The sequence below is a fragment of the Methanobacterium veterum genome, assembly GCF_000745485.1.
GTDB lineage: Archaea > Methanobacteriota > Methanobacteria > Methanobacteriales > Methanobacteriaceae > Methanobacterium_D > Methanobacterium_D veterum.
Genome location: NZ_KN050694.1, coordinates 166,106 through 179,382, shown reverse-complemented (window position 1 = coordinate 179,382; position 13,277 = coordinate 166,106). Strand labels below are relative to the sequence as shown.

10 protein-coding genes are annotated in these 13,277 nt (G+C 29.8%); all 10 read left to right on the top strand.

Annotated elements, in window-relative coordinates; genetic code table 11:
* Positions 1–933, top strand: coding sequence for an SDR family oxidoreductase (locus EJ01_RS14715; protein ID WP_048082475.1), 933 nt, complete (start codon positions 1–3; stop codon positions 931–933).
* Positions 934–1,324: 391 nt separating this feature from the next.
* Complete coding sequence (locus EJ01_RS14710; RefSeq protein WP_048082474.1) at positions 1,325–2,755, top strand: flippase; 1,431 nt, start codon at positions 1,325–1,327, stop codon at positions 2,753–2,755.
* Between the two features lie 155 nt (positions 2,756–2,910).
* Complete coding sequence (locus tag EJ01_RS16775) at positions 2,911–3,576, top strand: class I SAM-dependent methyltransferase (protein WP_052376255.1); 666 nt, start codon at positions 2,911–2,913, stop codon at positions 3,574–3,576.
* 94 nt (positions 3,577–3,670) lie between these two features.
* On the top strand, positions 3,671–4,744 hold the full coding sequence (locus EJ01_RS14700) for a glycosyltransferase family 2 protein (protein ID WP_048082473.1): 1,074 nt from the start codon (positions 3,671–3,673) through the stop codon (positions 4,742–4,744).
* 24 nt (positions 4,745–4,768) lie between these two features.
* On the top strand, positions 4,769–5,881 hold the full coding sequence (locus tag EJ01_RS14695; protein ID WP_052376252.1) for a glycosyltransferase family 2 protein: 1,113 nt from the start codon (positions 4,769–4,771) through the stop codon (positions 5,879–5,881).
* A gap of 150 nt (positions 5,882–6,031) precedes the next feature.
* Positions 6,032–7,249 carry a glycosyltransferase family 4 protein gene (locus tag EJ01_RS14690; RefSeq protein WP_048082472.1) on the top strand — a complete coding sequence of 406 codons (1,218 nt, stop codon included), beginning with the start codon at positions 6,032–6,034 and terminating at the stop codon, positions 7,247–7,249.
* 320 nt (positions 7,250–7,569) lie between these two features.
* Positions 7,570–8,583 carry a glycosyltransferase family 2 protein gene (locus EJ01_RS14685; protein WP_048082471.1) on the top strand — a complete coding sequence of 338 codons (1,014 nt, stop codon included), beginning with the start codon at positions 7,570–7,572 and terminating at the stop codon, positions 8,581–8,583.
* Between the two features lie 15 nt (positions 8,584–8,598).
* Positions 8,599–9,669 (top strand): glycosyltransferase, encoded by a 1,071-nt coding sequence (locus EJ01_RS14680; protein WP_048082470.1) that lies wholly within the window; start codon positions 8,599–8,601, stop codon positions 9,667–9,669.
* Positions 9,670–9,930: 261 nt separating this feature from the next.
* A complete protein-coding gene (locus EJ01_RS14675) occupies positions 9,931–11,166 on the top strand; it encodes a GDP-mannose 4,6-dehydratase (protein ID WP_048082469.1) in 1,236 nt (411 codons plus the stop codon).
* A gap of 330 nt (positions 11,167–11,496) precedes the next feature.
* Complete coding sequence (locus tag EJ01_RS14670) at positions 11,497–13,191, top strand: glycosyltransferase family 39 protein (protein WP_048082468.1); 1,695 nt, start codon at positions 11,497–11,499, stop codon at positions 13,189–13,191.
* Positions 13,192–13,277: the final 86 nt, after the last annotated feature.

Sequence of the window (13,277 nt, the reverse complement as noted above, 5' to 3'; positions counted from 1 at the left end):
ATGAAAAATAAAAAAGTTGTAGTTACAGGCGGTCTCGGATTTATCGGATCACATCTTGTCGAAAAACTTAGTGAAGACAATCTGGTCGTTATTATTGATGATCAATCAACTGGAAATATAGAAAATATAAAACACTTTAATATTTCTAAAATTGACACTACACTGGGAGATATAACTTCAATTAATTTAGAAGAAATTTTTGACGGTGCCGATTATGTTTTCCATGAGGCAGCCGTTACCAGCGTTCAAAAAAGTGTAGATGATCCATTTATTTCAAATAAAGTCAACATAACAGGCACATTAAAAGTTTTGGAGGCTGCAAAAAATACTGATGTTAAAAAGGTAGTACTTGCCTCATCTTCAGCTGTTTATGGAGATACAGAATCACTACCGCTTAGTGAAGATGATCCAGTTAACCCTTTATCACCCTATGCTGTGGGTAAAACTACTGGAGAATTATACTGCAATGTATTTTCTGAAATTTATGGATTACCAACAATTTCCCTTAGATATTTTAATGTATTTGGACCAAGGCAGGACCCTAACTCACAATACGCTGCTGTAATCCCTATTTTCATTGATAAAATACTTAAAAATGAAAGTCCAATTATATATGGGGATGGAGAACAAAGCAGAGATTTTGTCTCAGTAAAACATGTTGTAGCCGCTAATATTATGGCAGCAGAATCAAAATTAACAGGTGCCTTCAATATAGGCCTTGGTAAAAGCACCACTATAAACCAGCTTTTTTTAATGATAAAAGAGATTATTGGAATAGACATACAGCCTATATATGAGAAAGAACGCCCGGGGGATATAAAGTATTCATTAGCAGATATATCCAAGGCTGAATCACTGGGTTACGATCCAAAAGCTGATTTTAAAGAGGAACTGAAAGAGACTGTCGAATGGTTTAAAAAAGTTCTATCTTAAAATAATGCCGTTTAATTTTTATAAAAATATAAAAAACTATTTTTTTTAACTTAAATTTATTATTAATGCTTTCAATTTACAAACAATGCAGATATTGTCATTAATCCCTTTATTTATTTAATTTTTAATTTGTAAATGAAAATGATCATTTAATAGAAATATATTTATTGTAAGTAAGTAATAATTTACAGTGATATTGTAATGTGCAACGATAAGTCAAAAACAAATATTTCCAATTTAAATATGAAATAGGTACTTGATTTCATTATTTTAATGCATAAATGTCATTTTAACCAAATAAATGGTCATTAAAGTTATTAAAACTAGATCTATGATTTAAAATGTCCAACTTTAATTTAATATATTATCATTAAATAAGGAAGAATTTTTAATGGGCAGAGTTCGTAAAATAGCAAAAAACACTACTTTTTTAATGATATCACAGATCATAAGCTATATTTTCACATTTTTCATTACAATGTACGCTGCAAGATACTTTGGAGCTAATATATTTGGAATATGGTCTATTGCACTTTCTATTACTGGAATTATCGGTATCTTTGCAGATTTAGGTATGAGTACACTTATGGTAAGAGAAATTTCAAGGAATTTATCTGCTAGAGATAAATATATCTCAAATATTTTTCTTATAAAAATTATCCTGTCCATTTTAACGCTTGGATTGATAATAATCATCACCAATATAATTGGGTATTCAGAAATTGTTAAAAATGTTATTTATATTGTCACAGTATCTGTGATAATAGGATCTTTTTCAGGTGTTTTAGGTGCTATTTTCCAGGCCAATGAAAAAATGGAATACATATCATTGAGTACCATTTTAAGTTCAGTTATAGTGCTTTTAGGCACTGTAATTATGATACATTATAATTTAAGCATTATATTTTTTGCTTTTATTAATGTGGTTTCTGCAGGATTGATCTCAGCATATATCCTTTTCAAATATGTGCAAAACTTTCCGCTGCCGGAACCTAGGATAGATCTTTCATTTTGGAAGCCAATAATAAAAGAATCATGGCCATTTGGAATAACTGCCCTTAGTGGAATGTTGTATAATTATATTGACTCAATAATGCTGTCGGTAGTACAGGGAGCAGAAGTGGTTGGATGGTACAGCGCTGCATACAGATTAATGCTGATACTGTTGTTTATACCAAATGCAATTAATATGGCTATTTTTCCAGTTATGTCCCAGTTTTACACATCTTCCAAAAATTCGCTTAAACTAATGAACGAAAAATATTTCAAATATATGATTATAATTGGAGTTCCGATGGGAGTTGGAGTGACCATTTTAGCAGATAAAATTATATTAACGATCTTCGGTCTAGGATATAGCCAATCAATAATTGCCTTACAGATATTGATATGGACAATTATACTAACTTTTGCAGGGGCTCCATTTGTACAGCTGTTACAATCAATAAATAAACAGTATATTATAACTAAAATCTCCATAATATCTGCCGCAACAAATATATTATTAAATTTATTCTTAATTCCTCTCTTTAGTTATATTGGAGCAAGTTTTGCTACACTTATAGCTGCAATATTTTCAACAGGGTATATTTTTCTGGTTACTTACAAATTTGGTTATGGAATTCAATATAAAACCATCATGGATGATTTATCAAAGATTTTATTTGCAACTTTAATCATTAGCATATTTATCTTGTATTTTAAAGATTTAAATCTATTTTTATTGGTTATTATGGCTACTTTGCTGTATTTAATCATTATTTATATATTTGGGTGCATTGATGAAGTTGATATAATGCTATTGAAACAATTAAGGAGATAAATATATTACTAATAATAAATATAGTAATATATAGTATTTTAACTTAAATGGTCTTGAAATATTCAAATAAAACCTTAAAAAATGACAATCATGAATTTAAATAATCTAAAATTTTGACATAACCAATATTTTAATGGTATCATGGAGGTAATCTAATGGAAATTAATGAAATATTTAGAGATACTAAAGACTGGTATTTAACTATAGAACCTTGTGCATCCTTAAAGTCCATTAATTTTGTTACCAACCATGCGGGAAGGAAAATATTAGATTTAGGATGTGCTACAGGAGGTTATTGCAGTAATTTAAACAATTTAGGATTTAAATGCATAGGTGTAGACATAAATCCAGAATATGTTGAAAAAGCACGTGAAAATGACATAGAAGCATATACAATGGAAGCAGACAATTTAGAATTTCCAGACAACACTTTTGATACAGTTTTACTATTTGAAATTTTAGAACATGTAGATAATCCACATAAAATTTTAAAGGAATCAAAACGAGTAGCAAAGAAAAATATACTTATAACAGTGCCAAACTGCACACAATTTTTTGAGCTTAAATCAACAGGATTAACATATGAACATATTTTAGAAAAAGATCATATTAATTTTTTCACAAAAAAAGACCTTGAAAACTTAATTTCAAAAGAATTCAGCACATTTAGAGTTGTAGAAGATGATCCTATTAATTTAAATCAATTATCATTAATTACAGGATTGCCTTTATGGTTAAGATTACCAATTAGCCTGTTTAATAAATTAAAATTCATTAAATCTTCCTTATATTACCGTTTATACGCAGTAATTGATGTATAATTGTTATTTAAATTATATTTAAATAAAATTTCGATAATGGTCGCTTAATTCATAAATTATAAATTAAGCTTTATTTATTAATTTGAGGTCCTAAATGAACCCAAAAGTTTCAATAATTATTCTAAACTGGAACCGTTGGAAAGACACCATAGAGTGTCTAGAATCAATTTACCATATTAATTATTCCAATTATGATGTCATATTAGTAGACAACAGTTCTACGGACAATTCCATAGAAAAAATAAAAGAGTACTGTAAAGGCAAAATTAAGGTCCAATCCAAACATATTAAGTACAACCATTTAAACAAACCTATTAAAATCTTTGAATACACACAAAAAGAACTTAAAACATTAAAAAATAGAACAGATGAATATTATAGAATACCCTCATCTAAAAAAATAACCTTAATTAAAAATAAGAAAAATTATGGTTTTGCTGGAGGAAATAATGTTGGAATAAGATTTGCATTAAATACTGACTCACAATATATACTCCTTTTAAATAATGATACTATAGTTGACCCCGATTTCCTTGCAGAATTAATAAAAACAGCTCAAAAATATAGAAACAAAGGGAGCATTCAATCTTTACTTTTAAAACCTGATGGAAAACTCATTGATTCTTTAGGTCAGGAAATTTATATCTGGAGTGCAATGGACAAAGGAATAAATTCAACATATAATCCTCTTAAAAAGGATAGAGAAATATTTGGAGCCTGTGCTGCAGCGGCGGTTTATCCAAAAGAAATTTTAAAAAAGATTGGATTATTTGATGAAAATTTTTTTGTAATCTTTGAAGATGTAGATCTTTCCTGGAGAATCAGATTAGAAGGATTCAAATCTGTTTTAGCCGTAAATTCAATAGTTTATCATAAAAGAGGTATTTCAGAAAGTATAAATCAGCATAAAACATCTGATCTAATGGAATACCATTACAATAAAAATTTATTGAGTACAATGCTTAAATACTATCCCTTATCACATCTTTTTGGAAGTAAAAATTTAAATAAAACAATATTTTATCTAAAAAAAGCCATATTATATTCATTAAAAGTCAACAAGACATTAGAGCTTAGTAGGATTATTTTAAGTAATATATGGCTTAGAATCAGTATGTTTAACCACCCACTATTATATGAAATACAAAATGAATGGATTATACAATGATTCAGCACATTTAAAGGTTATATCATGAAAAAGCCAGAAAATAATGTTGCCATAATTATCCTGAACTGGAACGGCTGGAAAGACACCATAGAATGTTTAGAATCAATTTATCATATTAATTATTCTAATTACAATGTCATAGTAGTGGACAACAATTCCAATGACGACTCTGTAGAAAAAATAAAAGAATACTGTAAAGGAAAAATAGGAGTAAAATCTAATTTTTTCCATTATGATACATCCAATAAACCTATAAAAATATTTGAATATAATGAAAATGAATTTGAAACTGCACAAAAAGATGAAAAAGAGATTTCTAATATATTACCATCCGAAAAGATTATTTTAGTAAAAAATAATGGAAATTACGGTTTTGCAGGCGGAAACAATACTGGAATTAAATATGCAGTTTGTATCTTTAAATCCGAATATATTCTCTTGCTAAACAATGATACAGTTGTTGACAGAAATTTTCTCGAAGAACTCGTAAAAGCAGCTGAAAATGATGAAAAAATAGGGTTTGTAGGGGCAAAAACTTATTTCTACGACAAAAAAGAGGTTATACAGGCAGCTGGTGGAGGAAAAATAGACCTCAAAAAAGTTATTGCTGTTGAAACAGCTTTAAATCAGATAGATGATGGTAAATATGACCAAAACATCGAATTAGATTACATCACAGGTTCATGTATACTCTGTAAGAAAGAAGTGATTGATAAAATCGGAATGTTAAATGCTAATTATTTTATGTACTGGGAGGATGTTGACTGGTGTTTTAGAGGAAGAAAATCAGGATATAAATCAGTTTATACATTTAAGTCAAAAATCTGGCACAAAGTAAGTGTATCAAGTACAAACTATCTTAAAACTTACTACTGTACCCGAAATAGGATTTATTTTATGGAACAAAACATCAATAACCATAATAATTTTAAATTCATATCTTACTTCTTCATATACCTATTTTTACCCCAGATCATTTCCTACTTACTTAATAGAGATTTAAGAGGTGGATTTAACCCATATTTAAAAGGATTTATCAGCGGGCTTAAATTATACAGTAGACCTATCAGAACTGGTAAAAAATACAATTTACAGGAAATAACATTGATTATAACAGTAATCAATAAAAAATCTTGATTAAATATATAAAAATAATATTTAAACATAAATAACAGTTTAAATAAAATTTAAGGCTTAAATCATATGTAATAATTAAATTATTTTAAAATTATCAGGAATAAAGAATTTACATACCTGCTTAAAACTTACTGTACAGAGGAGAGTAATATGAAAAAAACATTAAAAATTGCTGTTTTTCATAATTTACCTTCAGGAGGGGCCAAAAGGGCATTGTATGATCATGTTAAATATCTGGTCTCTTCAGGACATGAAGTTGATGTTTTTGTTCCTGAAACTGCAAATGAAAACTTTTTATCTCTTATAGAATTGGTGAATAATTTTAAGGTGTTTCCTGTAAAAACTGGTTTTTTAAGATCATTTATTTATTCCAAGCTCAACCCAGAAACTCCGAGTAGTGACCTGGTATCACTGAAAGAGCTTGAATTAACTGAAAAAAATATTGCCGCAGATATTAATGGCGGAAATTATGATGTGGTTTTAAGTGAACAGGACAAATTTACAATGTCCCCTTTCATTCTTAAATATATCAAAATACCTGCTGTTTACTACTGCCAACAGCCTTTACGCAATGATAAAATCCTTGAAGAAGTCTCAAATGATATAGAAAATCCTAATTTTATTAGAAAGAAAATGAAATATCGTGATTTGAACAATACATTTAAAATTGACAGCATAAATGCTAAATATGCCAAATATATCCTGGCAAACTCCTATTTTTCAAGAGAATCTCTTCTAAAAACATACGGATTGAATTCTTTTGTTTCATACCTCGGAATTGATACATATAAATTTAAACCGCTGCAACTACCTTCTGAAGATTTCGTGCTGTCTGTGGGTTCATGTACGCCCATCAAAGGATATGATTTTACAATACGATCTTTATCTTTAATAAACGAGCAAATACGTCCAGAGTTCACCATAGTTTCTAATTTTTCATCGCCGGAATGGAAAAATTACATAGAAAAACTTGCAAATAAATTAGGAGTAAAATTAACTATTCTAGATTTAATAAATGATCATGAGCTGATAAAATTATATAATAAAGCAAAAATGGTTATTTATACTCCTTATCTTGAACCATTTGGGTTAATTCCAATTGAATCCATGAGCTGTGGAACTCCTGTTGTTGCTGTTAAAGAGGGAGGTGTTAGAGAAACAGTGGTACACAATGAAACAGGATTGCTCATAGATCGAGATGAAAACTTATTTGCACAGGCCATTCTTGAACTTCTGAGGGACACAGATAAAAGTCGTGAAATGTCAAAAAATGCCATAACTAATGTTCAAAATTTCTGGACATTAGAACATGCAGGAATCAGATTATTAAACCATTTAAACCTAGCAATAGATAGATATACATCATAAATTGCAAATTTAATGTTTAAATTTATCATTTTTAAAGCCGCAATCAAGAAAACTAATAATTTAAACTCATTGTAGATTATCTATCCTTATCATCGGATCATATAGAATAATAGTTGCTAGTTATATAATAAAAACCTTAAAAAGTTCAAATAGGGCTCTTTTGAAGAAATAATACTCTAGAACCAATCTTGATTTTATATTATATTGATATAAAAATTATTTATGTTATAAAGTACATACTAACTATGGAGTATCATTTTTACCTCCAAAACATTTTAAAGGAATGTTTTCCAGTCAAAAAAAAATCATGATATGATATTATGAACCCAAAAATTGCAGTGGTAATTTTAAACTGGAACGGCTCTGAAGATACGTTAGAATGTCTTGAGTCATTACGTCAAATTGACTATTCCAATTACAATATAATCCTTGTTGATAATGCATCTTCAGATGACTCCTTAGAAAGAATAAGAAAGTACTTTAAAGGAGAAATCAAAATCAAATCCTCTTTTTTTAAATATTCAAGAAGAAATAAACCCGCTGAAACAATCGAATATACAAAGGAAGAATCTGAAAAAAGAGAATCCAATTTTGCAGAGATAGTACTAATTAAAAATGATAAAAATTATGGATTTGCAGAGGGAAGCAACATTGGAATAAGATATGGATTAACCAATTTAGATTCAGACTACATTCTCCTCTTAAACAATGATACAGTAGTTGACAGTGATTTTTTAAGAGAACTGGTTAAAGTTTCTGAAAGCAGCCATGAAATAGGGTTTGCAAGCCCCAAAACATACTACTATGATTTTAATAACAAGCGAAATGTCATAAATTTCGCCGGCGGATCCTTAAATATGTTTAAAGGACAATCCCACTCCATTGGCGTAAATGAAGTTGATAATGGCCAGTATGATGAAATAAAGACTGTAGAATATGGCGAAGGTTCCTGCTTGCTTGTAAAAAGAGAAGTTTTAGAGAAAATAGGTTTATTTGACACAAAATATTTTGCTTACTGGGAAGAAGCAGATTTATGTACAAGGGGAAATAAAGCAGGATACAGGTCAGTGTACGTTCCAAAAGCTAAAATATGGCATAAAATTTCAGCATCAACAGATGACCCCACAAAGTTATATTATTATACCCGGAATAAGTTCTGGTTCATGCAAAAATATGCAAATAGAACACAATATATTTCTTTTCTGCTCCTTTTTTTTGGATTCTATTTCTGGAATTTAACATGTAAGTATACATTATACGGCATATATAAAAGAAGCCTGAAACAGAGCAATTACTTTTTAAAAGGGATAAAAAACGGTATTTTCATTAAATAATCACCAGATGGAAAAATGATTACGATTAATTTCATTACCAGCTGGAACGCAGAATGTGGAATAGCAGATACCACTAGATTATTTGTCGATGAATTAAGAAAACATGACGATATTCAAATCAACATCTGTCCAGTTAAAAAATATGGGCCTAAAAATCCTTTTTACTTCTTTAAATTATTAAAAAATATCCCAAAGAATCAAATTACACATATCCAGTACCACAGCGATTTATTTGGCCCTTTTATACCTAATGTTTCACTCAGTTATTTTCCAATGGTTATATCTCTGCTGAAATTCTGGAGAAAAAATAAAATAATTACTACTGTACATGAAATAGACTCAAAATCAACGATAGATAAAATTATTATTAAATTTCTAAACTTTTCTGACAAATTAATTGCTCATAACAGTAATTTAATCAATTCTATGGAAAAATGTGGCGTAAAAAAAGATAAGTTATTTTTAATTCCGCTGGGTACCTCCCAAAGTAAATTACTGGATAAAAAGTTATGTAAAAATAAATTAGGCCTGACAGGCAAGAAAATATTGACTATTTTTGGATTTATAGGTTTAAATAAAGGACATGACCTCCTGGTTGATATTTTACCTGAGCTTGATAAAAACCATATCCTTGTTATAGCAGGCGCACCCAGAACTAAAGAACAAATTGAGTACAAGCACCTTTTAGAAGAGCAAATATTTTATGCAGGGTTACAGGAAAGGGTAAAATTTTTTGGTTTTGTTGATAAAAAACAGCTGCCAATTGTTGCAGGCGCCACGGATATTTTTATATATCCTTATCGATGGATTATCGCTTCTGCAGCCCTTAATATAGCCCTAAGCTACCAAATTCCAACCATAACTTCTGACCTGGATTATTTTAAAGAAATAAAAAGTGAATATAGTTGTATAGAACTCTTTAAAAACGAAAATAAGCAGGATCTACTGGAAAAAATATGCGGACTCCTAAGGAATACTGAAAAACAGGAACATCTTAGGGAAAAATGCAGGTATTTTAACAAAAAAACAAGCTGGAGAGCTGTTGGAAACAAAACAAGAGAATTGTATCTAGAATTAACAGACTAAATTTACATATTAGTAAGTAATTAGTAACATTAATTAATAATAAACACATACTTAATAATAAGAATTCCCTAGCGAATGCATGTGAAAAATGAACATACACCAATACTCCCATTTGCATGGCTACTGAAATAAAAAATTTAAATGACCAAATCCCGCATTCCATGAAATATAAGACATATTACACACAATAAAAGCCAAAATAAGCAATATAACGCAGAAATTACTTAATTTAAAGTTTAAATTTAGTTATGAGGGGCTTGAATGAACTGGAAAGGTAAAAATGTTTTAATAACCGGAATAGGTGGATTTGTAGGGCCTTATTTAGGAGAAGCCTTGTTAGAAAAGGAAGCTATTGTCTTTGGTTTAGTTAGAAAGAGGGCTGATGGGTTAAAAACTAAAAGTTTAGAAGATAAAGGAATTGAAAATGATGTGAAGTTGATTGGTGGTGACTTAACTGATATAACTTCACTTGCTAATGCACTTGACGTTGCAGATCCTGATTTTATTTTTCATTTAGCTGCTCAGTCATTTGTTCCAAGATCCTTTGAGAATTCACTGGAAACACAGCAAATAAACTGCATAGGAACTGTGAATTTATTAGATGCAGTAAGGATGAAAGATATTGATTCAAAAATTGTTTTTGCAGGTTCCAGCGAAGAATATGGACTGGTCATATCCTCCAGTAATAACCATGAACAGGTGCAAAAAAAACATCACTCCATATTTCCTGAAGTAGAAAATATTCCTGAAGTTCCTATTAAAGAGACTAATCCTTTACGCCCAATGTCTCCTTATGCTGTTTCTAAGGTTTATGGTGATTTTTTAATGAGGAATTACTACCATTCATATGGTATGAAAAATGTTGTTTCTCGTGCTTTTAACCATGAAGGTGCTGGAAGAGGACCTATGTTCGTTACATCGGTTATAACTAACCAGATTATGAAATTAAAGTTTGGAGAAATTAGTAAAATTAATATAGGTAATGTGAACGCTTTTAGAGACTGGTCACATGTCAAAGAAATAGTTAGAGGCTACATGCTTCTTGCTGAGAAAGGTAAAAACGGAGAAGTATATAATCAGGGTTCAATGCGAACAAATTCAGTATTGAGCTACATATTATTAAGTTTAAAAGAATCAGGATGGGATATTGATAAAATTGAAGCCTTTAATGGAGAAAAAATGGTTAAAGAACCACTTTCAATGGACAATTCCAAGATTTTTGGAGTTGGCTTTGAAAAAACAGCAGTAGACCAGATGATGTTAGAAGGAGAACTTGAGTATACAATTGCAGATAAAGGAATTTATGCCCACACAGATAAAGGAGAAATATCAGTAGAATTCAACCCTGAAAGATTCAGACCAGCAGAAGTACCAATTTTATTTGCAAATACCGAAAATATCCAAAAATTAGGGGCTAAAATTGAGTATAAACTAAACCACATTATAAAAGACCAGCTGAATTACTATTTAAAAAAAGAAAACAGGGTTTTGTTTTAACGACACCCTCGCTCATAGTTAAATGTTAAAATATACTACATTAACTTAACCACGGGCTGTTAGCTTACTTTAAAAACTAAAATATATTATTTACTTATTCTTTTGTAAATTAATATCAAATAATATGTAATGCTCATTTTACAGCATCATAAATTAAAATCCGAAAATGTACTATGAATTTTAGATAATGCGAAAAAATATTTATTGATCTAACAAAAATTAAATATTAAAACTTAGAAACAGTATCAAATCTTACTAAATAAAATTCTAATTTACCGACGGTAAATAATAGCATGCTCTAAGATTTTCAAGGACTTTTAAGGTGATGAATTGGACAGCGCAAGAAACAAATATAGATCTGCTTTTGCAAATTTAAGTAAAATATACCGTAATCCCCTCTTTATATTAACCATAATTACTGCAGGGATAACTGCTTATCTTTTAGAAGTTCAAATGAAAATTGGTGTCCCTTACTGGGATGTTTTTACTTATTTGAATAATGCATTATATTTTGCAGGCACGGGAAAAGGCAGTATACTTTATCTTCCACCAGTTGTACCATTTTTAACTTCGCTTTTTTTTAAAGCAGGATACATATCTCTTAATGCCATTTTCATCTTAGACAGTATATTGTTTATAATTGGCGTAATTGGACTATACTTCTTATTAAAACAGCGTTTTAATGGAATTCAAAGCTTAACTGGCAGTCTCATATTTATATCATTTCCAGTTGTGCTTGCATGGGCCACAGCAGGCGGTATAGATATCCCTGGTGTTTCTTTTTCCATATGGGCTATCTACTTAACTGTTTTAGGGGTGAAAAAAAATCCAAAATACCTGTATTTCATCATTCCATTAATGATGCTGGCATTCCTTACAAGATATACAGCAGGCCTTATAATTTTACCAGTGCTCTTTTATGCCATTATTAATATAAGGCAAATACAAAAAATTAAAAAAGTAGCTGCCGGCATTTTATTAGAACTTATAATATTAATATCTGGATTTTTATATGTTTACATGCATTTAGGGACAATTTCATCATTTTACAGCTTGTTAGCTAATGTACTTACATCTACATCTAAAGGGTTAGGTGATGTTGCTTACAACCCTAATTACTGGTATTACCTTCAAAATATACCTAACTATATTTCTTTAGCTCCCTTCAGCGGTACATATCAACAGCTTTTAAACCCATCTACAGGTTTTGCATCGATACTTGCATATATACTTATTTTAATAGCAGCTGTGGGACTTATCATTTATATATACAAAATTCTGTGCTTTAAATTTAAAAATAAAGTTAATTTCCAGAATAAATATGCAACCGCAAAGGCAGTATCGCTGATTATTCTGATTGCTGGATCCATATTAACATTTAACAACACACAATATTTATTAAGCGAAGTATTTCTTTTTGGAGCATGTTTCTTGCTGTACAATTTATTAAAGAGTCCAGAAGCAAAAAATATTGATTTAGACATAATGATGCTCCTGTGGTTTGGAGCTTATCTCATATTCCAGAGCACTTTAGGGGTAAAAGTAGACAGGTACTTCATTACAATGGCCCCTGCACTTGCATACTTCCTTATTTTAGGTTTAAGTGAATTTATCAATAAAATAAAGCCTAAAATAAAAAATAAAGATTTAAAATCATGGGGAATTTATTCAATTATTGCATTAATATTTTTATCCTCTGCCATGCTCACTTACATTGGACATACCCCTAAAAAAACATTTACCAAGGATATAGGAGATACAAGCAACTGGATTAAAGGATACGATCCAGATTACACTGATAAAATAATCTTTTCAGATTATCCTCCTGCAGTTAGCTGGTATCTTAAAAAAGGAATAAATGGAGGATTTCCAAGATTTTACAAGAACCCTGATGATTTCGCTAATGCCCTTCAAAACAAGAGTGCAGATTATTATATAGATTCTTTAAGCGAACCTAAACTGAACCTTAAGGGGTACCAACTAATTAAAAATTTCGGAAATGTAGCAGTTTACAAGAGGGTATAAAAACATGAATTTACATCTTCAAATTAATGAAAATACCTAATTTACAATGTTAGACACGAATAACAATCTTAAATTAATAAACATAC

Coding starts and splice junctions, on each gene's coding strand:
- EJ01_RS14715 (WP_048082475.1), top strand. CDS start 1: ATGAAAAATAAAAAAGTTGTAGTTACAGGCGGTCTCGGATTTATCGGA.
- EJ01_RS14710 (WP_048082474.1), top strand. CDS start 1,325: ATGGGCAGAGTTCGTAAAATAGCAAAAAACACTACTTTTTTAATGATA.
- EJ01_RS16775 (WP_052376255.1), top strand. CDS start 2,911: ATGGAAATTAATGAAATATTTAGAGATACTAAAGACTGGTATTTAACT.
- EJ01_RS14700 (WP_048082473.1), top strand. CDS start 3,671: ATGAACCCAAAAGTTTCAATAATTATTCTAAACTGGAACCGTTGGAAA.
- EJ01_RS14695 (WP_052376252.1), top strand. CDS start 4,769: ATGAAAAAGCCAGAAAATAATGTTGCCATAATTATCCTGAACTGGAAC.
- EJ01_RS14690 (WP_048082472.1), top strand. CDS start 6,032: ATGAAAAAAACATTAAAAATTGCTGTTTTTCATAATTTACCTTCAGGA.
- EJ01_RS14685 (WP_048082471.1), top strand. CDS start 7,570: ATGAACCCAAAAATTGCAGTGGTAATTTTAAACTGGAACGGCTCTGAA.
- EJ01_RS14680 (WP_048082470.1), top strand. CDS start 8,599: ATGATTACGATTAATTTCATTACCAGCTGGAACGCAGAATGTGGAATA.
- EJ01_RS14675 (WP_048082469.1), top strand. CDS start 9,931: ATGAACTGGAAAGGTAAAAATGTTTTAATAACCGGAATAGGTGGATTT.